Source organism: Neisseria sp. HMSC078C12 (assembly GCF_001838065.1).
Classification (GTDB): Bacteria; Pseudomonadota; Gammaproteobacteria; order Burkholderiales; family Neisseriaceae; genus Neisseria.
Genome location: NZ_KV835611.1, coordinates 1 through 25,349 on the forward strand (window position 1 = coordinate 1; position 25,349 = coordinate 25,349).

Here is a 25,349-nt window from a genome sequence, read left to right on the forward strand (position 1 = left end):
ATGTCTTCGAAAAAGGTCATGGTAAGGATGTGGTTTCCGATTACGGCAGCCTGTTGGAACATACTGATACGTTGTTGTTTGAGAATGCAGTATTCTCGGATGCGGTATTCAGCCGTTTGGGTAATGATTTGGTCGTCAAAGCTTATGGCGGAGATGATCAGGTCAGTCTCCAGAACTATTTCAGCAGTAAGAATTATCAGTATGCTCAGTTTACATTTGCTGATAAGACGGTTTCTGCGGAAGAAGCTGTTAATGGTATCCTGTAATCTGTGTTGATGATGAAAGGTCGTCTGAAAACCTTGGAAACAGGGTTTCAGACGACCTTTATTATTTTTTAGGCTTATTTTAGATATTTCGATTACTTTTTAATGAGTGATTATCAAGTTAATCCACTATACATAAATTCTTTTTCGTTCAGGTTGAGACCTTTGCAAAATTCCCCAAAATCCCCTAAATTCCCACCAAGACATTTAGGGGATTTTCCATGACCACCTTCTTCCGGCAAACCGCACAAGCCATGATTGCCAAACACATCGACCGCTTCCCATTATTGAAGTTGGATCAAGTGATTGATTGGCAGCCGATCGAACAATACCTGAATCGTCAAAGAACCCGCTACCTTAGAGACCATCGCGGCCGTCCCGCCTATCCCCTGTTGTCCATGTTCAAAGCCGTCCTGCTCGGCCAATGGCACAGCCTCTCCGATCCCGAACTCGAACACAGCCTCATCACCCGCATCGACTTCAACCTGTTTTGCCGTTTTGACGAACTGAGCATCCCCGATTACAGCACCTTATGCCGCTACCGCAACTGGCTGGCGCAAGACAACACCCTGTCCGAATTGCTGGAACTGATCAACCGCCAACTAACCGAAAAAGGCCTAAAAGTAGAGAAAGCATCCGCCGCCGTCGTTGACGCCACCATTATTCAGATCGCCGGCAGCAAACAGCGCCAGGCCATAGAAGTCGATGACGAAGGACAAGTCAGCGGCAAACCACACCGAGTAAAGACAGCGATGCCCGTTGGATAAAGAAAAACGGCCTCTACAAACTCGGTTACAAACAACATACCCGTACCGATGCGGAAGGCTATATCGAGAAACTGCACATTACCCCCGCCAATGCCCATGAGTGCAACCACCTGTCGCCTTTGCTGGAAGGCATTGCCGAAGGTACGACCGTCTATGCCGACAAAGGCTATGACAGTAAGGAAAACCGGCAACATCTGGAAGAACATCAGTTGCAGGAGGGTATTATGCGCAAAGCCCACCGTAATCGTCTGCTGACGGAAGCGCAAACCAAACGCAACCGATATTTGTCGAAGACCCGTTATGTGGTCGAACAAAGCTTTGGTACGCTGCACCGCAAATTCCGCTATGCGCGGGCAGCCTATGTTTGGATTTTAGCTGTTGGAAGAAAAGGAATTTTGCAAAGGTCTCAGCCTGTTATTGTAAAGACAATGTTTCTAGATACACATCGGCCAACAAGAGCGACATCCTGTTAATACTATTGCTATAGCACCATATAATAAGCCAACCTTAAATATATTTTTTCTACGATATTTATGGTTCATTTTTGTCTCTTTCTTAAGCTTTAAAGCTAATAAATTTGGTAAGTTTCTATTCATTAAAATCTGATCAAATTCGTTTTTTCAATGTCGGCAATATTGCATCCCAAGCCGTTAAAGCCTCCTGTTCGCTTAATGGGGAACCGGCTGCATTATTTTGATTTGTACCGAAAGCCATCTTAAATCTAACGCTACCATCATCTTTTTCCCAAATAAATAGATACCGCCTTCCTTGCAACTTAACAAGTTTCTCACTGTCGGCCATGCCGTTGATGTTTCGGTTTCCCTGGCGAATCGTGTTATATTTTGCCCATGACATTAGCCTACCTATCACACTAGCATGATTGAAAAGGTCTCGTTTCAATAAAGGCTTGTCATCTTCCTCCAATCTCCCCCTGTCGTTAGCTCGGCATAAATGTCTTTATAGTCTTTGATTTTGATTCCGTTTCTGCCAAAAAACGGCTCAGATCCGTTATCGGCAATAAATCCATCTGTCAGGCAGACACCCTGTTGTTGCGGAATGTCGCCCTCACTTTTTTCTTAGATATTTAAATTGTTTACATTTTTAATGATACAGCCAGTATATCTACCTTTATAAGTTGATAATAATTACAGAATATACAATGCAACCAGGCAATAAGGTATGCGGAAATAAAAAGGTCCAACGAATATACTTCACTTTTAACAGATAAAATAGTTGTATAAGCAATCCAATAAATCATGACAATTGGTTTGATATGATATCTGTGATAATGCTGCTGGTAAAGGGGGAAGGATTGACGGGAAGAAGGCCGTCTAAGAGGTTGAATTTGGGCAATTCAAAATCTTTGTCCGTCCTATTCCAGCCTGCTATCAGTGATAGAGTGACAGTCTGTGAGTTGAAGGTACTTGGTATCGTACTAAGGCTCCCTGCTCTCTACCCTATTCCACTAACCAATAATTAAGTGGTAGAGTTATAGCAAGATTAAACTGCCAAATTTCTTTTAAAACCTATTGATTTTATACTAAAAATTGGAGTACTATACGAAATCTTTTAAGATTAACTACTAGTTAACAAACAGGAATAAACAACGGCGATTGTTAGGTATAGAGAAAAACTACATAATTTATATTATGTTAAATTCATAATAGTGATATTTAATCCTAACTTGCAACTCTAATTTGTATTTTTTAATTTTTTATTTCTAGTCTCTACCAAAGAATATATTTGCTGCTTTCTTATAATTCAAAAAAGCCGTTTGAACTTCATCCTTCAAACGGCTTTTAATCTATACGTTAGACTATTTTCGCTTTTCCATTGCCATGCGCGACATTTTCAATACGGTTTTGCGCGGCAGAAACGGTATTACCCAATCTGACGCAAATTTCAATTTGGCTTCGTTAAATGCAACCAACTTGCCGCGTTGCATAGCCTGATAGCCGTATTCAGCAACGGATTGGGCAGATTTGGCGTTTTTCCACGCATCAACATCCTGTAAATCGCCTGCCTGCACAAATCCTGTAGCAACAGCTCCTGGGCAAAGCACGGTTACGGTGATGCCGAACTCGCGCACTTCCTCGGCAATAGCTTGGCTGAATGACGTTACATAGGCTTTGCTAGCGTAATACACTGCTTGTAAAGGACCGGGTAGAAACGATGCAGTAGAAGATACGTTGAGAATTTTTCCCGAGCGGCGTTCTATCATGCCTTGAAGATAGAGATGGGTCAGCTCCGTCAGGCTGGTGATATTAAGCTGAATCATCTGCATGTCTTTTGTCAAATCACGTTCAAAAAAGCATCCATGACCGCCAATGCCTGCGTTGTTTATCAAAATATCAACTGTAATGCCCAAACGTTCGGTTTCGGCAAAAATTTCCGTTCCGGCATTCGGCTGCGCCAAGTCCTTCGCAATGACGGCGACTTTAACACCGTATTGATTATGTAATTCATCTGCCAAGGCGTTTAATTTGTCTGCACTTCGCGCCACCAACACCAAATCATCGCCTTGTTTAGCGTGGATTTTTGCCAATTCTAAACCAATACCGTTTGATGCGCCTGTAATCAATGCTGTTTGAGCCATGTTTCTTTTCCTGTTGTGTTAAAAATCAATGGAAGGTATTATCCGGTAAAATAAACTGAATAAAAAGGCAATAACGGGCATATTTATGGCAAAAATCGGAAATTATGTTGAAATTACACAAATCATTCGGACAGAGTTGGAAATTTGTCTATTCAGTGAATTTTGGCAAAGCCAGCATCCTGATGACGAACAAGCGCGCACCCAGTTAGGCAGCCAACACCGCTTTGACCAATATATTTGGCTATGGGTAACCGAGGGCGAATGTCGGCATCTTTTGGATTTTGAACGGATAGTGCAAAAGACAGGAGAATGGCTGCTGATACGTCCCAATCAGGTACACCATTTTTTATCTATGCAGGGCTGGGATGGCTGGGGATTGTCCTTTCCTGGCGAACTTCTGCCCGCTCATCTGACCCAAGAATGGCAAAACCTTCCCTATCGCCAAGTGGTCGATGCATCACACGCAGAATTGCTGCTGCCTGCCTTGACCCAACTCAAACGTTGCCGCTATGCCGACTGGCAAAACATCAATGCCCAATCCTTGATTCAAGCTCAATTACAGGCTTTTCTCACGCTGTTGATTACGCTCTACGCGCAAAACATGCAGCCTGAAGATAAACAAAACCTGCGTTGGCAACAATTCAACCGATTGTTGGAACAGCATTTTTCTACGCAACACCAAGTCAGTTTTTATGCAGTTCAACTGGCGTGCAGCGAAAAAACACTGGGGACGCTCTGTCTTGCACAAAGCGGACTGTCTGCCAAAACCGTCATCTCTGACCGCCTGCTGTTGGAAGCCAAACGTTTGTTGATTCATACTCCGCAATCCGTCAAACAAATCGCCTTGCAACTGGGTTTTGAAGAAGCAACACACTTCAATAAATTTTTTAAGAAACAACAACACATCACACCAAAAGTATTTCGGGAAAACTATTTGGCAACCTATGGTACAACTTAAATGAAAATTTGATAAAAAAGGCCGTCTTAAATGATCGTTTCAGACGGCCTTTTTTATGACAAAGAGCGGTCAAATTTCAAAGCATTTTTAATTTGCCCGCCTGTTTTATCTAAACTCAGCGGTTTTCTCCAACAAAAACTCAATCACCGCCTGCACTTTTTTCGCTCGTTGGCTATGTTGCAAATAATAAAGATAAATCGGTGGATATTGTCGCCAATGTTTTTGCAGCACGGGGATGAAATCTGCTTGGTCTGGTTGTTGTTGCATATTATGGGTAAAAATTCTACCTATTCCCAAACCTTGGCGGGTGGCATCTAGTAACACTTCCGGATCGTTACAAAACAACGGCGTATCCATTTCTATGGCGATATCTTGACCATTTTGTGTGATAACCATAGGCTCGATTTTGTTGGATGAGATAAAACGATAGCCAATAAGTTTATGAGCTGACAAATCTCTAGGCGTTTGGGGTATGCCATGTTGTTTTGCATAGCTTTGGCTGATGTACAAGCCTTCTTTCACTTCATTTAACAACTTACGGGCAACCATCCCTTCATCCAATTGATTGCCAAAGCGAATACCCAAATCGATGCCATCCTCAATCAGGTGCGAAAGTCCATCATTAAGTGAAATTTCCAATTGAATTTGTGGATAGCGTTGATGAAATTCTCTCAAATGTGGTCGCAATAGTAATTGATACATCACTCGCGCCATGGTAATCCGCACGGTGCCGCTCACTTGCTCACCAAAATTCTGCACTTCTTCAAATGCTTGGTGCAACGTTGCCATAGCTTGCTCGGTACGCTCCAGTAGCTGCCTACCTGCATCTGTCAATTGAATATTACGCGTTGTGCGGTGGAACAGCGGCACACCGATTTTCTGTTCCAGCAGTTTCAAAGACTGGCTCGCCGAAGGCACCGCAATTTCCAATTTGCGTGCTGCCGCTGAAATACTGCCTTCTTGGGCGATGGTTTGGAAAACGTTAAGCTGTCCGTAGAATGAATTATCAATCATTAGATTTTACCTAAAAGTCATTTAGAGATTATGCGTCTAATCATAACAATTATTCTGCGTATAATACACCCCATCAGCAAGCGGTAAGGTTTCTTACCAATTTTACAAAACCGTTATTCCATTATTTATAAAGAGGTAAAACAACATGAAAAACGTATTAATTGTTTCAGGTCATCCGGAGTTGGACACATCTATTGCCAACCAAACGATTTTGAGCGAAGTGGCACAAGCTTTGCCTGAAGCTGAAATCCGCCGTTTGGATACGCTGTATCCCAATTATCAATTTGATATCGAAGCAGAACAATCTGCAATTTTAAAAGCCGATGTGATTGTGTTCCAATTTCCATTTTCTTGGTATTCCGTGCCAGGCTTGATGAAATTGTGGATTGATAAAGTATTCGTTCACGGTTTTGCGCACGGCTCGACTGCAAAAATCGGCGGTAAAAAATTGATTATTTCATTCACGACTGGCGCACCGGAAGCAGTGTATAAAAAAGACGGTTTCTTCAAACACACCGTTGAAGATTATCTGCCGCAGTTTGAAACCTTTGCGACTTTATGTGGTTTAGATTATCAAACGCCTATTTACACTTGTGGCATCAGTTATGTCGGTCGTGATGAAGCCGCGATCAAAGCCCAACAGGAACAAGCCCGTGAACATGCAGCGCGTTTAATTGCTCAAATTAAAGCCATTGCAGCCTAATTGTTAACCCTTTTAATTTATTCTCAAGGAGAAATTATGTACATCATCGACATTACTGTAAACGAAGACATTACCCCCGAACAACATGAGGAACTATTTCCAAAACATGCCGCATGGTTTGCCAAATACCATCAAGCCGGTAATTTTCTGATTATTGGTCCATTTACTGAACGTGAACGTGCCGGTGTGATTATCGCGCAAACGCAAGATCGCGCTGAGTTAGAAAATATTTTGGCGGAAGACTCGTACAATCCAAACTTGGCGACTTATGTGATTAGTGAATTTACACCGAAAATGGTGGCTACAAATATTGAGCAATTCAAAGCCTAAGCGAAAAAGATGAAAAAATTAACCGCACTTTTAGGAGTTATCATGGCATTAAACACACAAGCTGCCCCCTTGATGAATTTGTTTGAATTGGGTGTAGCTGAAGGCAAAACGGTGAAATACGACCAAGTTGTCAAACACAATATCAGCACTTCTATTGCGAATGAAAAAGGGACTCTGGCGATGTATTCCGTGAAACTACAAGCCAATCCAGAAATAGCCTATATGCTGGAAATCTATGCCGATAATGCAGCGTATCAAATCCACCGTGATTCATCGCAATATCAGGCGTTTGCCAAAGTATCCCCCGAGATTTTGACTGACCACAAGAAACGTACGGCATTGGTACCACAATTTTTAGGTGATAGAAAGATAAAACAGACTGCGACAACACAGACCCGTTTGGTGAATGTGACCGTCAAGCCAGAACACAACATTTAATTCAGCAAGATTATTCAAGCAGAAATGGCACAATCACTAAAAGTGGAAGATGGCGTATTGGCAATGTATGCCGCGACTAAACAGGATTCACCAAATGATTGGATCTTTTTTGAAATTTATGCTGATGAAGCCGCCTATCAGGCTCATCGCGAAACCCCACATTTTAAAGACTATTTGAAACAAACCGACAAGATGATTGCCGATAAACATTACACCGCTATTCAGACGGCCTATTTAGGCAATCAAGGTCAATTACACTTTATCCGTTAATTAAGGAGGATATTATGCAAAACATAGAAAACAAAGTTGTCATCATCACTGGCGCATCTAGCGGACTGGGTGCTGAAACCGCTCGCCATTTGGTACAAGCTGGGGCAAAAGTCATCTTGGGGGCGCGCCGTCTAGATCGTTTGCATTCCCTTGCCGATGAGTTAAGCATTTCCCACGATCATTGTGTACAAATGGATGTCACCAAATTAGACGAGGTGCAAACCTTGGCGCAGCGAGCATTAGATCTATACGGGCGTATTGATGTATTGCTCAACAACGCCGGCGTCATGCCACTTTCCTTGTTGGAAGAATTGAAAGTGGATGAATGGAATCAAATGATCGATATCAATATCAAGGGCGTCTTACATGGCATTGCAGCTGTTTTACCGACCATGAAAACACAAAAGAGTGGTCAGATCATCAATGTTTCTTCCGTAGCCGGACACGTTTGGGGTCCATTATGTGCTGTTTATTCTGCGACCAAAACTGCGGTACGCGCCATTTCTGAAAGCCTGCGCAAGGAAGTTAAACCTTACAATTTGCGCACTACTATTCTCTGTCCGGGTGCAGTTGAAAGCGAATTAAAACATGGTAGCAGCTCTGAAATGGCTAGTGGCGCAATGGAAAACTTCTATGCTCACAATGAGATTCCTGCATCTAGCTTTGCCCGAACAGTCCTGTTCGCAATCAGTCAACCTGAAGAAGTGGACATAAATGAAATCATCTTCCGCCCTACTCGCCAGGAAGTTTGATAACTGTTTAAAATAAAAAAAGGTGAGCTAAAATGCTCACCTTCTAAACTCATATTGTGTAATTATCCGAATACTTTTTCCAAGTGTGCTTGGTAGTCTGCTAAGTATTGTTCTACTTGTGGATTCTTGATCACATCGTTACATAAGAATGTCGGCAGACGGGTCAAGCCGATGAACTCGTTGAGTTTGTGGAAGTGCATATACAACGTATCTACGCCTTTTCCTTCGAAGAAGTCGCCTTCGCGGGTAAACGCTTCAATCGGCGCATTCCAAGTAAGTGAAAGCATGTGTTTTTTGCCTTGTAACAAACCGCCTGTGCCGTAGCCTTCGGTTGGATTGACACGATGACGACCATCACTTTGATAGAGCTTGCCGTGTCCAGTGGTGAATACTTCGTCTATGTATTTTTTCACTGTCCAAGGTTCGTGCATCCACCAGCCCGGCATCTGCCAAATCACGGCATCCATCCATAAGAATTTTTCGATTTCTGCTTCAACATCATAGCCGGCATCAATCACGGTTTCTTTTACATTGTGTCCAAGTGCGGTCAAAACTTCTTTCGCTTTTTTGTGAAGCGTATGATTCAACTTGCCATGCGAATGTCCGAAATCTTTACCGCCGTCTAATAATAAAATATTCATTTCACTCTCCTAAACCAGGCAATTCTAACAAAAGGAGGCTGCTATTATGCCGTTTTAGCCTTTATTTTGAAAGTATGGCCGTCTGAACATCTTAAGCCATGCAACGTAAAATCAGAATATCCCGTGAATTTTTTCGGTCAACTGTTTTACGAGGGTTTGTTCGTAGATAATTTGGACTTAGGCAGACTAAATGACCTAAAAGAAACAGCCAATAGGGAAAAGCTAAAATTTATTGCAACGAGAAACGTATCATTCTTCTGAATACACAGATTGAATAATTTATAAGGGAACTGATTACAAGATAGTTATTACCTATTAAAAGATTTTTAAGCATCATCAAATGGCGTATTCCTATCTAAACATTAGTCCCCTTACCTACCCAACTACAAAGGCTGAGCCAAATCGTTTTCCGTGTTGTAGCTGATAAAATCCTGCTCATGAGGGAAAGGAACGACCCGTGCGCGTTGCTGCTGCAACCAGCCGCGTATGCTGCGCATTCCTGAATAAAGGTATGGCACGGTACTTTGTAGGATTTGCGGACGGATAAACATCACGCTGTAATGCGGTCTGGACGGTGTTTCAACGTAAAATGCATTGCACAACGGCGTGCGTTTGGCGATGGTCTCAAACTGGGAAACCAAGTTTTCAGGCAGGCGGGGCATATCGCAGGAGACGATAAGCAGCCAGTCTGCAGTAGCAATTTGCAAATCGTTGGCGGCGGTACACAAGGCGGCCAAAGGGCCGTAATGTTGCCATTGGCGCGCATCGGAGAAAACGTGTGCGCTGCGTTGGGCGTAGGATTCGAGATTGCGGTTGGCACTGATGGCGATATGGCTGACTTGCGGGCGGATTTTTTCGATAACGTGGTCTATCAAGGCCTTGTTGTGCCACTGCACCAACCCTTTATCGACACCTCCCATCCGGCTTCCCTGCCCGCCGGCCAATATCAGTGCAAAAATTTTCATTTTGGTAGTCCTTTGCAAAGCAGAGTGTGTACGTGTTATTCGAGATGTTGTATTTATGGAATAAGTTTTTAAGGCTTCAGGCCGTCTGAAACCTGGTTTTGTGATTTAATTCACTTAAGATGAATTTTATCATAACATGATTTTACATTAAACCCCTGTTTTTTCTTATCATAACCATACAATTATTTTAGACAGGTTGTTTATAGGCCAAAAGAATGATATTTTTATAAGATTATCGGATTAGTCTTCCTGCGTGCTTTATGCGTTTATTCTCCGGATCTTCAGACGGCCTGAGTCTGTCCTCGCGTTTAAAACTGCTGACTGTGTTATGGGTCGGCTCGGCTTTTTTATCGATTGCCTTTACCCTGTTGCTTTCTTGGCGTTTGGAAAGCGCGGCCAAAACGATTGAAGATGCGGGCAGCTTGAAAATGCAGGTGTATCGTTTGGCTTATATGGCAAGCGTTCGTACACCCAATGCACAAATTGACAACCAAATCAAAGAATTTGAACGTACGCTGGCCAATGTAACGCAAAGCGATGCCATTCATCCGCTGATTCCGTCACAAATGCCGCTGGCTTACGATTTGATCCAATCGATGCTGTTAATTGATTGGGAATCCAACATCAAGCCTTCTTTGCAACATTACGAGCGGCCGACCCAAATCGGCTTGTACCGTTTTGCCGGCAATATCGAGCTGTTTTTACAGGCGATGGAAAACGCCAACGAGCAAAATACTTTGTGGCTGCGCCGTTTTCAAATGGCGATGATGCTGATGATTTTAGTGGCTGCCGGCTTGATGATTGTTTGGCATTATTCGTGGATTATCCGGCCGCTGGAAAAATTGCGCGACGGGGTGGAAACCATCAGCGAAGGCCGTTTCGGGGTTCAAATCGATACAGACCAAATTCGTGAATTCTCCCAAGTCAGCAAGGGCTTCAACCAAATGAGCCGCCGTCTAAAAACGCTTTATACGGATTTGGAAGGACAGGTTGCCCAACAAACCCAAGACTTGGCGCGGCAAAACCGTGATTTGACCCTGCTCTACCAGACTACGCGCAACCTGCACCAAACCTTTACGCCGCAACAGGCCGCAGAAGAATTCTTGGCTCAGATTCTGCCGGCGTTTTCCGCTTTGGGTGGTACGGTATATCTTTCCGATGAAGAACGCAAACGCTCTGACTTGGCGGCAAGTGTCGGTAAAACCGAAGAGGGAAATCGTGTAGAATTCCCAATCGTTTACCAAGACGAACAGCTCGGCGTATTGGCCCTGTATTTTTCAGACGGCCATATGCCTAATGAACAAGATGAAAAATTGTTGCAGACTTTAAGCGGACAGCTGGGGATTTCCATCGCCAACAACCGCATGGAACAAGAACGCCGCCTGCTTGCCGTCTTGCAGGAACGCAACTTGATTGCGCAAGGTTTGCATGACAGCATTGCACAAGCCCTGACCTTTTTGAATTTGCAGGTGCAAATGCTGGAAAGCGCGTTTGCTTCAAACCAACGAGAGCAGGCTGAAGAAAACATCAGCTTCATTAAAGACGGCGTGCAGGAATGCTATGAAGACGTCCGCGAGCTGCTGATGAATTTCCGCACCAAAATCAGTAATAAAGATTTTCCTGAAGCGGTAGAATCGCTGCTGGCGCGTTTTGAACGGCAAACCGGTATCCCGGTTGATTTAAAATGGCAGGACGATGGACAGGCATTGAATTATGATGAACACTTGCAAATCATCTTCATCTTGCAGGAAAGCCTGTCCAACATCCGGAAACACGCGCGTGCGCAGCATGTCAGCGTCGAAATTGCCAACCACGGCGATTTTGTCATGAAGATTCAGGACGACGGCGCAGGCTTTAATCAAGAACACTTATCAAACCGGCCTTCAGGCGAACATGTCGGCTTGGGCATTATGCAGGAACGTGCCCAACGGATTAACGCACAATTGGCCATTACATCGCAGATTGGGCAAGGTACGGCAGTGATGCTGACTTTGCCGCAACAAATGAGAACAGCATCATGACGATTAAAATTACCCTTATTGACGACCACACCCTATTTCGCAGCGGCATCAAAGCCCTGCTCTCCCGCCAGCCTGATTTTGAAGTCGTCGGCGAAGCTTCAGACGGCCTGGCCGGCGTAAAAATGGTCGAACAGCTCAAGCCTGATGTAGTTTTGCTGGACTTGGATATGCCGGTTATGAACGGACGCGAAGCACTGGCTCAAATTCTGAGCATCAATCCGCAGCTGACCGTCATCATGCTGACTGTTTCCGAAGACAGCGACGACTTGACCGAATGTATGCGTATGGGTGCAAAAGGCTTTTTGCTGAAAAACATCAACGCCGACTTCCTCTTGGAAAGCATCCGCAAGGCCGTTGACGGAGACAATGTATTCTCCCCTGAAATGACCAGCCGCTTGGTGCAATCGCTGATTTCCCCTTCTCCTTCCCGCTCCGACCACCTGCTGGCGCAGCTGACCCCGCGCGAAATGGAAATCTTGGGCTACCTTGCCGCCGGACACAGCAATAAAATCATTGCCCGCCATTTAAACTTGGCTGAGTCTACCGTCAAAGTGCATGTGCAGAACCTGTTGCGCAAGCTGAATCTAAGCAGCCGCGTTCAAGCTGCGGTTTATGCGGTGCAACACAAAGTACCGCAACCGGAATTGTCTTAAAAAGGCCGTCTGAAACCTGAAACCTTATTGTTGAAAGGTTTCAGATAAAGCGTTTATTCGCTATAATCACGCTGATTTATACGCAGGGTTGTCTGATTTTTCAGATGGCCTTTTTATTTGATTTCTCACTGATTTAAAACAATATGTCTGAAAACATTCCAGAAAATACGCCCGAAAATACCGTTCCTGAAGAACACAAACGCAGCATCCGCAGTTTCGTTTTGCGCCAAGGCCATATGACCGCGGCCCAACAGCGCGCCATCGATACGATGTGGCCGCAATTCGGTGTGGACTTCCAAGAAGCCCCTTTAGATTTGAACCGCACTTTTGGACGGGGCAACCCTAAAGTTTTGGAAATCGGTTTCGGTATGGGCGTCGCAACGGTGGAAATCGCCAAACGTCTACCCGATACCGACTTTTTAGCGATTGATGTTCACGGCCCGGGCGTCGGCAATATCTTGAAGCTGATTGAGGAAGAACACATTTCCAATATCCGCGTGATGCGTCATGATGCGGTAGAAGTGGTGGAAAAAATGCTGGAAGACGATTCTTTAGACGGCATCCATATTTTCTTCCCCGACCCTTGGCACAAAAAACGCCACAACAAACGCCGCTTGGTGCAAGTGCCGTTTGTTGAAAAGCTGCTGCCCAAACTCAAAAGCGGCGGCTATGTCCACATGGCGACCGATTGGGAAGAATACGCCGTGCAAATGCTGGAAGTTTTGAGCAGTTTCGACTCTTTGCAAAACACGGCTGCCGATTACGCCCCTACGCCTGATTATCGTCCTGAAACCAAGTTTGAAGCCCGAGGCAAGCGATTGGGTCATGGCGTTTGGGACTTAGTGTTCCGCAAAAAATAATCCAAAACTTAAAACACAAGGCCGTCTGAAAAGTTTCAGACGGCCTTTTATCTTACTGATTAAGCCAGGAAAAGTTTATAGGCCGGATTGTCGGTTTCCTCTTTATAGACATAACCCAAGCTATCCAAGAAGTCGGCAAAAGCCTCATTGTCGCTTTCCGGCACATCGATACCGACCAAAATACGGCCATAGTCTGCACCATGGTTGCGGTAATGGAACAAAGTAATATTCCACTCGGCACGCATATGGTTCAAGAAACGGGACAACGCACCCGGGCGCTCAGGAAATTCAAAGCTGACCAAACGTTCGTTGGCTACTTTTTCCGTACGGCCGCCGACCATGTAACGGATATGGATTTTGGCGATTTCGTCATTGGTCAAATCGACATTGGGCAGGCCTGCTTCAGTTAGTTGTGCGCTGATGACGGCCAAGTCTTGCGCACCGGCAGTTTGCAAGCCGACAAAAATATGCGCATTTTTATCGCTGCCGTAGCGATAGTTGAACTCAGTAATGTTCCGGCTTCCCAACAAATTGATAAACTTCAGGAAGCTGCCCTTTTCTTCGGGAATGGTAACGGCGAAAATGCCTTCGTTGCCCTCGCCCAGCTCACTGCGCTCCGAAACGTGGCGTAAGCGGTGGAAGTTCATATTGGCGCCGCTGGTGACGGCAACCAGGTTTTGACCTTGGATATTGTTTTTCGCAACGTAAGCCTTCAGGCCGGCAAGTGCCAATGCGCCCGCAGGCTCGGTAATGCTGCGCGTATCGTCAAAAATATCTTTAATCGCGCCGCACAACATATCCGTATTGACCGTAATAATCTCGTCCAGCAGCTCTTTACACAGGCGGAAGGTTTCATTACCGACAACCTTGACCGCCGTGCCGTCTGAAAACAGGCCGACATCTTTCAAATGTACGATTTCCCCTGCTTCTACCGATTGCTTCATACAGCAAGAATCATCGGTTTGCACGCCAATCACTTTAATCTCAGGGCAAACCTGTTTGATAAATGCCGCTACGCCTGCTGCCAAACCGCCGCCGCCAATCGGAACAAAAATCGCATTGATATTGCGGTGTTGGCGGAGGATTTCCATGCCGATGGTTCCCTGACCGGCAATCACATCCGGATCATCAAAAGGCGCAATATAAGTCAGCTTTTCCTTTTCAGCCAACTCCATCGCATAATCATAGGCATCATTGTAAGACACGCCTTTCAATACCACTTCGCCGCCACGGCTCTTGACCGCGTCAATTTTGATTTTGGGCGTTGTTTCCGGCATCACGATGACGGCGCGGCAACCCAAATATTGCGCCGACAAAGCCACACCCTGCGCATGGTTGCCCGCGCTGGCAGCAATCACGCCGCAATCCAAGGCTTCTTTCGGCAGCTTCGCCATTTTGTTGTACGCACCACGGATTTTGAACGAAAACACCGGCTGCAAATCTTCGCGCTTGAGCAAAACCTGATTGTTCAGACGGCTTGACAGACTGCGCGCCAAGTCCAAAGGCGTTTCTATGGCTACATCATAAACGGAAGCAGTCAAAATACGGGTCAGATAATCGGAAAGAGGAAGAGGATGGTTCATGGTATTCAGTGTTCGAAAATAAATTGTCATTCGGCCGAATCGGCCTGAGGAAAAAGTTAAAACCATACCCCTGAGGCCGTCTGAAGGCAAGAAAAATCTTAGCAAAGCCTGAATGAAACGGTATAATGTCCGCTTACTATCTATTTAGTATGCCAAACTGTTTACTCAATAACAGTATCCACCCATATTCAAATCTACAAACAATGATGAAAAAAACGCTACTTAGCTTAATTTTTGCTGCCCTCCTGAATACCTACGCCCTTGCCGCCAACCCGGTTGCCTCCGCACCTGCCGTACAAGGAGAGACACAGCCGCAGCCATTGTTGCACAGCATCAACAGTCCGACAACGCCGCCGGAAATCGCGGCGACTGCCTACATCGTTACCGACCTGCACAGCAAGCAAACCTTGGCATCCAACAATGCCGACGCGCCTATCGAACCTGCCGCGTTGACACAAATGATGACCGCCTACCTTGCCTTTAAAGCATTAGAAAACGGTACACTTGAAGCAAGCCAAATGCTGACCGTTTCCAATGCCGCATGGAAAGTCGAAGGTTCGCGTATGTTCCTCGACCCAAAAGTGCCTGTCAGCGTCAGCTCCTTAATTAAGGGGACAACCATCCAATCGGCCAACGATGCCGCCATCACCCTTGCAGAAGCCATCGGCAACGGCTCCATCGATGAATTTGTCAAACAAATGAATGAAGAAGCCAAACGCTTGGGCATGAAGCACACCCACTTCAACAACCCGACCGGCATTTCTTCTAACGGCCATGTTTCAACCGTTGGCGACTTGGCCATTTTGGCAGCCGCACTGATCAACGACTATCCAAAATACTATCCTTTGTTTGCAAACAAATCTTTCAAATACAATAATATCGAGCAGCCCAACCGAAACCTTCTGCTCTATCGCGACAGCAGTATCGACGGTTTGAAAACCGGCTATAGCGAAGGCGCAGGCTACCATCTCGCCGCTTCCAGCAAACGCAATAACCGCCGTATTGTTTCCATCCTTGCTGGTGCCGAATCTACCGAAGCGCGCGCCAGTGAAAGCAGCAAACTGCTCAACTGGGCGTTGCAGGCATTTGATACGCCCAAACTTTATAACGGCGGAGAAGTAATTTCCCAAGTCAAAGTTTACAAAGGCAGCACCAAAGCCGTAGACATCGGTTTCTTGGACGATGTTTACATTACCATCCCCCACGATACCGGCAAAAACGTCAAACCAATCTTAGAAACACTTCAGCCCGTCCTCGCCCCAATTGAAAAAGGCCAAGTATTGGGCAAACTGAAAGTCATGAAAGACGGCAAAGTCATTGCCGAAAAAGACGTCGTCGCGCTAAACGGTGTGGAAGAAGGCAGCTGGCTGCGCCGTATGTGGGACGCGATTGTGTTGTGGTTTAAAGGTTTATTCAGTTAATTCTCTTCTAAACAATCAACCATAACAAGATAAGTAACAAAAAGGCCGTCTGAAATCTGTTTTCCAGTTTTCAGACGGCCTTTATTTAGCCTAAAAAACAGCTAATTAAATGATTCCAGCGTTGGCGGCAGATGCTGCATCATCGTGAACATCAGCCGTATTGACAGACGAGTAGCTCATGCGCTCAGTGTGCGTATTGACGGCTGACAAATGACTGATATTGCCGTTGCCTGACAATCTACCCATCAACTCTTGCAGGCTCAATGTACCTTCATCGAAACGGAAGGTATCAATCACAGCATCAGTTTTACCGGAAACGAATTGGTCATTGATGGTTATGCTGTCTCCTTCTGATCCCTTGATGGTAATTTTCCAATCAGTATTGCCTCGAACATCGGTGGCAACATCAATGTGCAGGTCATTAACAGAGATATTTTGGCCGAATTGCAACGCATTATGTCCGCCCACATTATCGACAATCGTATCCTTACCTTCTCCCAGGCTGAAAACATAAGTATCGGCACCCTTGCCACCTACCAAGTAATCGGTTCCTTGTCCGCCGAATAAAACATCGTCGCCATCACCGCCATTCAAACGGTCATCGCCACTTTCTCCCCATAAGGTATCGTTGCCATTACCTCCATGTACAGAATCATTACCCATACCGCCATTAAGACGATCGTCTCCATCATAGCCGAAAATGACATCATCGCCTGAGTCACCGTTAATCGTATCATTACCCAAACCGCCTCTGATCCGGTCATTGCCATCGCCGCCACTGACAAGAGCATGGCTGCTGTCCGTAATGGTTATGATGTTATCCTCCCCTAAATGAAGCGAGGCTTGGGTAAGACTGTGATCATCTACTTCCGCTACATTTTTTGCAGAATTATTTTCTGCTACCGAAAGGCTATGATTATTTTCGATGGTTAATGTAGTCTCGTTTGCAGGCTCCGGAATATTGCCTTCTTTAGGATTACGGGTTTTGGTAATCTCTTGGTCGGAAAGATTATTCACAATAGTATTATTTTCAATTTTGATATTTTTGAGTTCTCCCAAAATATCTTTTTTGGGAGTAGCATAATCCCTGCCTTCTTCCAAATCGATAGAACCTTTAACACGACCATATGTATCTGCATTAGTCCCGTTGCTTACCAGTAAATTATCGTGAACGGAAATACCTGTATCATTGAAATCAAAATTATGGCTTTTTTTGAATACAGTGTTTAAGCGTACGCCGCCCCAATTGGTATTATCTTTGATAAGGTTATTGGCTACTTCATGACCTTTGCCGCCAAAGATACCAATACCGGCCGCACGCCAGCCTAATTCAACGGTATTATTCAAAAAGCGGTTATTTTCAGCAACATGGGCATTAGTATTTTCATGAATGCTCGACCATGTTGCTAAGCCATCATCACCATTGCCACGGATATTGGAATTGATAACGGTGGAATTGCTGGTCCCTTGGGCAAAGTTAACGCCATCTGCCAAGTTATTGCGAATAGTAGCATTAGAAATAGTCAAACCATCAGTGTAGTGCATATCAGATGCTGGGGCATAATCACCAATCCAGGCACCTACTTCAAAATGTTCAATTTTGATATCGTGAATCGATGAACCGTTACCCAAAGTACCGGAAATACCTTTATAGTTCGCGCCTTCGTTATAGCGAGAAGTTAAATCCGAATCCATGGAAACATTTCCAAAATCAATTTTGTTGGTGCCGTGTTCAAACACGATACCACCGCCACCTATTTTAGTACTGGTAAAATGCAATTTAGTGTGCCATTGGCCTGCTCCGCTAATTTTTACACCTTCAGGCGCGTAAATGTGCAGTTGTTCACTAAAATCAAATTGACCTTCAGGAATGTAAACAGATTTTTTAGATGCTTTGGCAGATTCAATTGCAGCCATGAATGCTTGGTAATCATCCGAGCCATCATTGGCGACTGCGCCAAAATCAGTAATGCTGACACTGTTTTCAGGCTGTTTAATAGCATCCGGTGCCTTTTCCAAATCAACCAAGTCAATGCCTACGGGCGTGCTGTCGATATTAGTGATGGTAACCTTATCCCCTACCTTGATATTGGCCTCTTTAAATAATTGGCTGACTTCGTCAAATTGGAAGCGGGCAAGCCTATCTGCCGCAGGCGTATCATGAACTTTAATATCGCCATCCGGATGATATTTGTAATTATCCAAATATTGCCAGTTAGATTTGGAAGACAAATCCAAAGTACCGATCACTGTATTATTGACTTTGACTTCTACTTTACCACTTTCACCGTCAGGAACGGTATAACGGATGGCTACAGCATTGGCATCTGCTTGTGCAATAAATGACACAGATGCATTAGTTGGCAAATCAACATATGCCTGACCACTTGCTTCACGGGCAGTTGCGTGCTCTGCCTCTGAAGAAGGGGCATTTTTAACAACACCGTTTTTCAGTTCACCTTGTTCTGCCTCATAAGTCGTATAGCCAAGTTTGGCACCATATTGAGAGGCATCGGGTACTGCTTTTTTAATGTTTACCATTTAATATATTCCTTCAAAAATGTCGTAATATTGAGTTATTCTTTTGAAAAAAGCTTTTATTAGTCATAATTTTGGCATAAAAGTTCAATATGATATTGTTTAATTTTGAAAAGAAAATGCCGTCTGAAAATATAGAAATTTTCAGACGGCATCCCAATGCCTTATTAGATTGTGGGTAAAGATTTAAGCCAAACCTTTTTTCTCCAGATAGCTTTCGTAATCGCCCAAGTAGTGTTCATATCCGCCTTTGCCATCCAATTCAATGATTTGGGTAGCCAGCGAAGATACAAACTGACGGTCGTGCGATACGAAAATCAGCGTGCCGTTGTATTTTTCCAGCGCCATGTTCAAGGATTCGATGCTTTCCATGTCCATGTGGTTGGTCGGTTCGTCCATGACCAAGACATTGGGTTTCAACAGCAACAGTTTACCGTAAAGCATACGGCCTTTTTCACCGCCGGAGAGAACCTTCACTTTTTTCACGACATCGTTGCTGCCGAAGAGCAAGCGGCCCAAAGTGCCGCGGATGACTTGTTCGTCATCACCTTCCTGGCCCCATTGACGCATCCATTCAGTCAAATCCATATCAACGTCGAAGTCGTTTTCATGGTCTTGCGGATAGTAGCCAACACTGGCTTTTTCCGCCCATTTAATGGTGCCTTCGTCCGGCAACAGGCCGTCTGAATATTCGGTGTTGTACGCGCCGGCCAAAAGTTTCAGCAGGGTAGATTTACCTGCGCCATTCGGGCCGATAATGGCGAGGCGCTGGCCGGCTTCGAGGATGAAGTTCAGGTTTTTAAACAACTGGGTTTCAAAACGTTTGGCCAGTTTTTCAACTTCCACAGCCTGACGGTGCAACTTGGCTTTTTCATCGGCTTCAAAACGGATATACGGGTTTTGACGGGTAGAAGGTTTGACTTCGACCATTTCCGATTTGATTTTGTCTGCTTGTTTCAGACGGCTGGTTGCCTGACGGGCTTTGGATTTGTTCGCAGAGAAGCGGGCGACAAACTCTTGCAGCTCTTGCAGTTTCTCTTTGGCTTTGGCGTTGTCTTTCAGGGCGCGCTCACGCGATTGGGCGGAAGCGAGCATATAGTCGTCGTAGTTGCCCGGATAGATGGTGATGGTGTTGTAGTCCAAATCCGCCATGTGGGTGCAGACTTCGTTCAAGAAGTGACGGTCGTGCGAGATGATAATCATGGTGGAGTCGTATTGGTTCAACACGCCTTCCAACCAACGGATGGTATTAATATCCAAGTTGTTGGTCGGTTCGTCCAAAAGTAATACATCTGGTTTGGAGAACAGGGCTTGCGCCAGCAATACGCGCAGTTTGAAGCCCGGAGCGACTTCCGCCATGGTCGCATTGTGCAAATCTTCGGAAATACCCACGCCGCTCAACAATTCGGCAGCGCGCGCTTCTGCGGTGTAGCCGTCGTATTCGGCGAACTTGGCTTCCAGTTCGGCGGCTTTCATGTAGTCGTCTTCGGTAGCTTCAGGATTGGCGTAAATCGCATCGCGCTCGGTCATCGCCGCCCACATTTCCGTATGACCCATCATCACCACGTCCAGCACGCGCATGTCTTCGTAGGCAAACTGGTCTTGGCGCAATTTACCCAAACGCACGCCGTTTTCAATCGCTACTTCGCCGGCAGTCTGTTCCAAATCGCCGCCGAGGATTTTCATGAAGGTGGATTTACCTGAGCCGTTGGCGCCGATCAAGCCGTAACGGTTGCCTTCGCCGAATTTGACGGATACGTTTTCAAACAGCGGCTTTGCGCCGAACTGCATGGTGATGCCGTTGGTAGAAATCATTATTCGTAAAACCTTTATAAATAGAATGTTATAATCGGACGCGATTGTAGCATATTTTTGCAAAGACCTCAGAATTGAGGTCATGGCCAATATGCCCAATACCCGATGCAAGATGAAAACAGGCAACGCTTCACGCAAAAATGCGTTGTAGGCAGCCTTTCAGGCCGTCTGAAACGGAAAAACGATATGGAAACGCACAAAATCTATTACGCCGCGATTATTTTGGTATGCGCCGCTTCCATGCTGCTCAGCCCGTTTTTCTATATCCGCCGCACGCGCTCGGGCGCCGAATTGCGGCGCGCACCCAGACAGTGGAAACCCATACTCTTCGCCAACATCATTATGATTGCGGCTTTGTTTGTTTGGTGGAAATGGTTTTAAGGAAAAATAAAAAATGAACAAAATTTGGTTCAGCACATTACTGCTCGCTTTGACAACTGCGGTTTCCGCCGCGCCTATTTTTGAATGTACCGATTCTGCCGGCCGCAAAGTCTATACCCAAGCCGGCGGCAAAAACTGTAAAGCCAGCAATATCGGCAAACCGTCCGTATATACTTCTGCGCCTGTTTCAACACCGGCAACACCGATTTCCCCAAGTAAAACCGAGCAATCGGAAGAAGCTGCCGCCCCGGTCAATCCGGCTGACGTCGGCGCAGCCAAGCGTGCTTTGGATACCGCCAAGAAAAATTTGGAAGAAGGCAAAAAAGTGCGTTATGGCAATGAACGCAACTATGCCCGTTATCTCGAACGGATCAAGGGTTTGGAAAAAGCCGTCCGCTCGGCTCAAGAAAACTATGACGCGGCGCAACGCCAGCCCGCACCTCAAGATCCTGTTGCCTATTGATCCTTACCACACCAGCAAGGCCGTCTGAAATATGATGTTCAGACGGCCTTTTCACCTTTTCAATATAACAAAATCGTCTTTATACCAAACAAAGCATTCTTTCCAGTTTTCAGACGGCCTTGTTAAAGTAAGCGTGTATTAAATTCTGACGGTTGCCATTATGTTGTTACTCAAAACGCCTTCTGTATTGCCGGGTTTCAAGCTCAGCCTGGGTTTGACGGTTTTATGCCTGTCGCTTTTGGTGGTTTTGCCGTTTGCGATGATGGCGGCCAAAGCAGCGGAAATCGGCTGGGGCGGATTTTGGAACACGATTACCGAACCCAATGTCTTGGCGGCCGTCTGGCTGAGTTTGCGGATGTCGTTTTATGCGATGTTGACCAATATCGTGTTCGGCACGTTGGTCGCCTGGGTATTGGTGCGCTATGAATTTCCGGGCAAAGGGTTGGTAAACGCTTTGGTCGATTTGCCGTTTGCGCTGCCGACGGCGGTAACAGGCATTGCGTTGGCAACCCTGTATGCGCCCAATGGCTGGATAGGCCGTTTTTTCGAACCTTGGGGTATCAAAATCGCCTTTACGCCCGTCGGCATTTGGATTGCGCTGATTGTCGTCAGCCTGCCCTTTATCGTCCGCGCCGTGCAGCCGGTATTGGAAGAATTATCGGGCGAGTATGAAGAAGCGGCGGCGACTTTAGGCGCAAGCCGTTGGACTACGTTCCGCCGCGTCCTTTTGCCTGAAATCACACCGGCCCTGTTGACCGGTGCAGGCATGATGTTTGCCCGCTCTACCGGCGAATACGGCTCGGTCATCTTTATCGCGGGCAATATTCCGATGGTGTCTGAAATCCTGCCCTTGATTATTACCGGCAAGCTGGAGCAATACGATGCTCAGGGCGCGTCTGCCGTTGCTCTGTTTATGCTGATGATTTCGTTTGTCATCCTGCTGATTTTAAACATTATGCAATGGACTTTAAGCCGCCGCGCCGGAGCAAGGGTTTAACAAACAACAGGCCGTCTGAAACATTAAGCAAACATTTTTCAGACGGCCCAAACGGATACAAGAATAAATCGAGACTACCCTACCATGAAAACCCATTCCACCAATCCAAATTTGAGCGAACCGCGTTGGCTGCGCGTATTGCTGACCGCTACCGCCTTGGGCTTTCTGCTGCTGATGCTGGTCGTGCCTTTGGTTGCCGTATTCTATGAAGCCTTAAAAGGCGGTTGGGATTTATACCTGCAATCTCTGACCGATCCCGAAGCATGGTCTGCCATCAAATTAACGCTGATTACCGCGCTGATTGTCGTTCCCGTCAATACCGTATTGGGCGTGGCGATGGCGTGGCTGCTGACCCGTTTTGATTTTCGCGGCAAGCAGTTGCTGACCACCCTGCTCGATTTGCCGTTTTCCGTATCGCCCGTGGTAGCTGGTTTGATGTTCGTCTTATTGTTCGGTGCGCACACTGCATTGGGCGGCTGGCTCGAAGCACAAGGCATACAGATTATCTTCGCCATCCCCGGCATTATTTTGGCGACGCTGTTCGTTACCTTCCCCTTTGTCGCGCGCGAAATCATTCCGTTAATGCAGGCGCAGGGTGACAGCGAAGAACAAGCAGCACTGATTCTCGGCGCAAGCGGCTGGCAGATGTTTTGGCGCGTTACCCTGCCCAACATCAAATGGGCGCTGCTCTACGGCATCATTCTTACCAACGCCCGCGCGATGGGCGAATTCGGCGCGGTCAGCGTGGTATCGGGGCACATCCGCGGCGAAACCAACACCATCCCGCTTTTGGTCGAAATCTTCTACAACGAATACAACTTCACCGGCGCATTCGCCCTCTCCGGCGTATTGGCACTTTTAGCCTTGGCCACCTTGCTGGTGCAAAACATCATTACCAAATTACAAGATAAAAAACTCGCCGCCGCCGAAAGGAACGCAGCATGAGCATCACCATTCAAAACTTAAACAAACACTTCGGCAGTTTCCACGCGCTGAAAAACATCAACCTCAACGTCCCCACCGGCAAACTCGTTTCCCTGCTCGGCCCATCTGGCTGCGGCAAAACCACGCTTCTGCGCATCATCGCCGGACTGGAAAACGCCGACGGCGGCCAAATTCTCTTTGACGGCCAAGACGTAACCGCCAAACACGTCCGCGAGCGCAAAGTCGGTTTCGTGTTCCAACACTACGCCCTCTTCCGCCACATGAACGTGTTTGACAACGTTGCTTTCGGTTTGACTGTATTGCCCAAGTCCGAACGTCCGTCCAAAGAACAAATCCGCGCCAAAGTCGAAGAATTGCTGAAACTCGTGCAGCTCTCCCACCTCGCCAAATCCTATCCGCACCAGCTCTCCGGCGGCCAACGCCAACGCATCGCCCTTGCCCGTGCCCTCGCCGTCGAACCGAAACTCCTGCTTTTGGACGAACCCTTCGGTGCGTTGGATGCCAAAGTACGCAAAGAATTGCGTACCTGGCTGCGCGACATCCATCACAACTTGGGCGTAACCAGCATTCTGGTGACGCACGACCAAGAAGAAGCCCTTGAAGTTTCCGACGAAATCGTCGTTATGAACCACGGCAAAATCGAGCAAACCGGCAGCGCCGAAGCCATTTACCGCAAACCCGAAAACGCCTTTGTTACCGAGTTCCTCGGCGAAACCGACGCATTTGAAGGACGCATCGAAAAAGGCATCTGGCACTACAACGGCTTCGCGTGGAAATTGGACGCACAATACAAATGGCAGGAACAAACCGCCATCGGCTACATCCGACCACACGAATGGCAACTTGCCGCCGAAAACGAAACCCCGATGATTCGTGCCAAAATCGAAAAAATCCACGCCGTCGGCGCATTGACGCATATTCTGGTAAAACACGACAAACAAGACGTACATATCACGTTGGCTGGCAGCGATGCCGCGCGTTACCAAATCACCGAAGGCAAAGAATTGAGGCTGATTCCGAAACAGGTTTATGTCTTTTCTCAAAACGAGCTGATTGAATATTCGATTTGAGACTAAAGCATAAGGCCGTCTGAAAATCTGCTTTCAGACGGCCTTTCATCTTATTTAAACCTGCCAATCAATCGGCTCTAAATCATGCGCCTGCAAATAAGCGTTTGCCTGCGAAAAATGTTTGCAGCCGAAAAAGCCGCGATAGGCCGATAAAGGCGAAGGGTGCGGCGCGGTCAGTACCAAATGGCGGTTGCGGTCGATAAACGCACCTTTCTTCTGCGCATGGCTGCCCCACAGCATAAAGACTAAATGCTCGCGTTCCTTATCCAATTGTCGGATGACTTCATCGGTAAACGCCTCCCAGCCAAAAGTCGCATGAGAATGCGCCACACCGGCACGGACAGTCAACACCGTGTTCAATAGCAACACGCCCTGTTCCGCCCAATGCTGCAAATAGCCGTGTTGCGGAATCTGAAAGCCCTCAATATCCGTCGCCAACTCTTTATAAATATTGACCAACGACGGCGGCACCGCAATTTCAGGCTGGACGGAAAATGCCAAACCATGCGCCTGACCCGCACCGTGATACGGGTCTTGCCCCAAAATCACTACTTTTACATTTCCGAATTCAGTCGTCCGAAAGGCATTGAATACATCGCGCTCAGGCGGATAAACGGTTATCCCCGCCTGCCTTTCGTGGCGAACCTTCTCCAAAATCTTTTGAAAATACGCCTTTTCTTTTTCCGCACCAATCGCCTCGTGCCAAGTTTGCATTATTTGTCGCTCCGTTTTTGAATGGGCTTATTATAAAGGATATGCTGCATAACGATATGGTTTGTTGCCGCCACCGGACTGAAGATTATCGACAGCAACAAGCCTAAAGCGTCATAATAGCATTATGAATCAGGCCGTCTGAAAACCTGATACGGCTTTTCAGACGGCCTTTTTATATCGTTCGATTTTTA

Annotated in this window: 25 protein-coding genes and 1 pseudogene; 17 read left to right on the forward strand and 9 right to left on the reverse strand. The window is 46.3% G+C overall.

Annotated features, from left to right (window positions below):
• Together HMPREF2596_RS06730 and HMPREF2596_RS06735 are read left to right on the forward strand one after the other, a co-directional pair.
• The coding region (locus tag HMPREF2596_RS06730) for a calcium-binding protein (RefSeq protein ID WP_283140410.1) at nt 1-266 on the forward strand (266 nt) is incomplete at its 5' end.
• Between the two features lie 218 nt (nt 267-484).
• A pseudogene (locus HMPREF2596_RS06735) lies at nt 485-1,392 on the forward strand (IS5 family transposase); the annotation flags it as partial.
• A gap of 244 nt (nt 1,393-1,636) precedes the next feature.
• Here the strand turns inward: HMPREF2596_RS06735 and HMPREF2596_RS06740 are convergent.
• Both HMPREF2596_RS06740 and HMPREF2596_RS06745 read right to left on the reverse strand, forming a co-directional pair.
• The gene (locus HMPREF2596_RS06740) at nt 1,637-1,954 is read right to left on the reverse strand and encodes a T6SS immunity protein Tli4 family protein (RefSeq protein ID WP_210401068.1); all 318 of its coding nucleotides are present in this window, start codon (nt 1,952-1,954) and stop codon (nt 1,637-1,639) included.
• Between the two features lie 892 nt (nt 1,955-2,846).
• A complete protein-coding gene (locus HMPREF2596_RS06745; RefSeq protein ID WP_070850438.1) occupies nt 2,847-3,626 on the reverse strand; it encodes an SDR family NAD(P)-dependent oxidoreductase in 780 nt (259 codons plus the stop codon).
• Between the two features lie 85 nt (nt 3,627-3,711).
• On the opposite strand from HMPREF2596_RS06745, the gene HMPREF2596_RS06750 reads away from it, so the two are divergent.
• Nucleotides 3,712-4,584 carry an AraC family transcriptional regulator gene (locus tag HMPREF2596_RS06750; RefSeq protein WP_070850440.1) on the forward strand — a complete coding sequence of 291 codons (873 nt, stop codon included), beginning with the start codon at nt 3,712-3,714 and terminating at the stop codon, nt 4,582-4,584.
• 105 nt (nt 4,585-4,689) lie between these two features.
• Here the strand turns inward: HMPREF2596_RS06750 and HMPREF2596_RS06755 are convergent, their stop codons facing one another.
• A complete protein-coding gene (locus tag HMPREF2596_RS06755) occupies nt 4,690-5,598 on the reverse strand; it encodes a LysR family transcriptional regulator (protein ID WP_083325002.1) in 909 nt (302 codons plus the stop codon).
• Between the two features lie 145 nt (nt 5,599-5,743).
• Here HMPREF2596_RS06755 and HMPREF2596_RS06760 point away from each other — a divergent pair, with 145 nt between their 5' ends.
• Genes HMPREF2596_RS06760 through HMPREF2596_RS06775 form a run of 5 tightly spaced genes read left to right on the forward strand, consistent with a single transcriptional unit; the run spans nt 5,744 to nt 8,091 of the window.
• Nucleotides 5,744-6,301: an NAD(P)H-dependent oxidoreductase gene (locus HMPREF2596_RS06760; protein ID WP_070850442.1), complete on the forward strand. Its 558-nt coding sequence runs from the start codon at nt 5,744-5,746 to the stop codon at nt 6,299-6,301.
• A 36-nt stretch (nt 6,302-6,337) separates the two neighbouring features.
• Complete coding sequence (locus tag HMPREF2596_RS06765; protein WP_070850444.1) at nt 6,338-6,631, forward strand: YciI family protein; 294 nt, start codon at nt 6,338-6,340, stop codon at nt 6,629-6,631.
• Between the two features lie 9 nt (nt 6,632-6,640).
• Nucleotides 6,641-7,069, forward strand: a complete 429-nt coding sequence (locus HMPREF2596_RS11475; protein WP_210401069.1) for an antibiotic biosynthesis monooxygenase family protein — start codon at nt 6,641-6,643, stop codon at nt 7,067-7,069.
• A gap of 24 nt (nt 7,070-7,093) precedes the next feature.
• A complete protein-coding gene (locus tag HMPREF2596_RS11480; protein ID WP_210401070.1) occupies nt 7,094-7,339 on the forward strand; it encodes a putative quinol monooxygenase in 246 nt (81 codons plus the stop codon).
• Between the two features lie 14 nt (nt 7,340-7,353).
• The gene (locus tag HMPREF2596_RS06775; protein ID WP_283140411.1) at nt 7,354-8,091 is read left to right on the forward strand and encodes an SDR family oxidoreductase; all 738 of its coding nucleotides are present in this window, start codon (nt 7,354-7,356) and stop codon (nt 8,089-8,091) included.
• Between the two features lie 62 nt (nt 8,092-8,153).
• On the opposite strand, the gene HMPREF2596_RS06780 is transcribed toward HMPREF2596_RS06775, so the two are convergent.
• Both HMPREF2596_RS06780 and mobA read right to left on the reverse strand, forming a co-directional pair.
• Nucleotides 8,154-8,732, reverse strand: a complete 579-nt coding sequence (locus tag HMPREF2596_RS06780) for an NAD(P)H-dependent oxidoreductase (protein ID WP_070850449.1) — start codon at nt 8,730-8,732, stop codon at nt 8,154-8,156.
• 383 nt (nt 8,733-9,115) lie between these two features.
• A complete protein-coding gene (gene mobA / locus HMPREF2596_RS06785) occupies nt 9,116-9,697 on the reverse strand; it encodes a molybdenum cofactor guanylyltransferase MobA (protein WP_036490834.1) in 582 nt (193 codons plus the stop codon).
• A gap of 260 nt (nt 9,698-9,957) precedes the next feature.
• Between mobA and HMPREF2596_RS06790 the strand changes: the two genes are divergently transcribed.
• The 3 genes from HMPREF2596_RS06790 (at nt 9,958) to trmB (ending at nt 13,231) form a co-directional block, all read left to right on the forward strand.
• A complete protein-coding gene (locus HMPREF2596_RS06790) occupies nt 9,958-11,718 on the forward strand; it encodes a histidine kinase (RefSeq protein WP_070850451.1) in 1,761 nt (586 codons plus the stop codon).
• Entirely contained in the window at nt 11,715-12,371 is a 657-nt protein-coding gene (locus tag HMPREF2596_RS06795) for a response regulator (RefSeq protein ID WP_003746785.1), read from the forward strand. Before HMPREF2596_RS06790 ends, HMPREF2596_RS06795 begins: the two co-directional genes overlap by 4 nt.
• 143 nt (nt 12,372-12,514) lie before the next feature.
• Nucleotides 12,515-13,231, forward strand: coding sequence for a tRNA (guanosine(46)-N7)-methyltransferase TrmB (gene trmB / locus HMPREF2596_RS06800; RefSeq protein WP_070850453.1), 717 nt, complete (start codon nt 12,515-12,517; stop codon nt 13,229-13,231).
• A gap of 59 nt (nt 13,232-13,290) precedes the next feature.
• Here trmB and ilvA read toward each other — a convergent pair whose 3' ends face one another.
• The gene (ilvA, locus tag HMPREF2596_RS06805) at nt 13,291-14,814 is read right to left on the reverse strand and encodes a threonine ammonia-lyase, biosynthetic (RefSeq protein ID WP_070850455.1); all 1,524 of its coding nucleotides are present in this window, start codon (nt 14,812-14,814) and stop codon (nt 13,291-13,293) included.
• A 203-nt stretch (nt 14,815-15,017) separates the two neighbouring features.
• Between ilvA and HMPREF2596_RS06810 the strand changes: the two genes are divergently transcribed.
• Nucleotides 15,018-16,235 carry a D-alanyl-D-alanine carboxypeptidase family protein gene (locus HMPREF2596_RS06810; protein ID WP_070850457.1) on the forward strand — a complete coding sequence of 406 codons (1,218 nt, stop codon included), beginning with the start codon at nt 15,018-15,020 and terminating at the stop codon, nt 16,233-16,235.
• Nucleotides 16,236-16,340: 105 nt separating this feature from the next.
• Here the strand turns inward: HMPREF2596_RS06810 and HMPREF2596_RS06815 are convergent, their stop codons facing one another.
• Together HMPREF2596_RS06815 and HMPREF2596_RS06820 are read right to left on the reverse strand one after the other, a co-directional pair.
• Nucleotides 16,341-18,776 (reverse strand): calcium-binding protein, encoded by a 2,436-nt coding sequence (locus tag HMPREF2596_RS06815; RefSeq protein WP_070850459.1) that lies wholly within the window; start codon nt 18,774-18,776, stop codon nt 16,341-16,343.
• Between the two features lie 183 nt (nt 18,777-18,959).
• Complete coding sequence (locus HMPREF2596_RS06820) at nt 18,960-20,588, reverse strand: ABC-F family ATPase (protein WP_070850461.1); 1,629 nt, start codon at nt 20,586-20,588, stop codon at nt 18,960-18,962.
• A gap of 186 nt (nt 20,589-20,774) precedes the next feature.
• On the opposite strand from HMPREF2596_RS06820, the gene HMPREF2596_RS06825 reads away from it, so the two are divergent.
• The 5 genes from HMPREF2596_RS06825 to HMPREF2596_RS06845 all read left to right on the forward strand — a co-directional run bounded on the left by HMPREF2596_RS06825 (nt 20,775) and on the right by HMPREF2596_RS06845 (nt 24,444).
• Nucleotides 20,775-20,969: a hypothetical protein gene (locus HMPREF2596_RS06825; RefSeq protein WP_070850708.1), complete on the forward strand. Its 195-nt coding sequence runs from the start codon at nt 20,775-20,777 to the stop codon at nt 20,967-20,969.
• A gap of 13 nt (nt 20,970-20,982) precedes the next feature.
• Complete coding sequence (locus tag HMPREF2596_RS06830; RefSeq protein ID WP_070850463.1) at nt 20,983-21,432, forward strand: DUF4124 domain-containing protein; 450 nt, start codon at nt 20,983-20,985, stop codon at nt 21,430-21,432.
• A gap of 160 nt (nt 21,433-21,592) precedes the next feature.
• A complete protein-coding gene (gene cysT / locus HMPREF2596_RS06835; protein WP_070850465.1) occupies nt 21,593-22,429 on the forward strand; it encodes a sulfate ABC transporter permease subunit CysT in 837 nt (278 codons plus the stop codon).
• A gap of 84 nt (nt 22,430-22,513) precedes the next feature.
• Entirely contained in the window at nt 22,514-23,374 is an 861-nt protein-coding gene (gene cysW / locus HMPREF2596_RS06840; RefSeq protein ID WP_070850467.1) for a sulfate ABC transporter permease subunit CysW, read from the forward strand.
• Nucleotides 23,371-24,444, forward strand: coding sequence for a sulfate/molybdate ABC transporter ATP-binding protein (locus tag HMPREF2596_RS06845; protein ID WP_070850468.1), 1,074 nt, complete (start codon nt 23,371-23,373; stop codon nt 24,442-24,444). Before cysW ends, HMPREF2596_RS06845 begins: the two co-directional genes overlap by 4 nt.
• A 54-nt stretch (nt 24,445-24,498) precedes the next feature.
• On the opposite strand, the gene ung is transcribed toward HMPREF2596_RS06845, so the two are convergent.
• Nucleotides 24,499-25,158, reverse strand: coding sequence for a uracil-DNA glycosylase (gene ung / locus HMPREF2596_RS06850; RefSeq protein ID WP_070850470.1), 660 nt, complete (start codon nt 25,156-25,158; stop codon nt 24,499-24,501).
• Between the last annotated feature and the right edge of the window lie 191 nt (nt 25,159-25,349).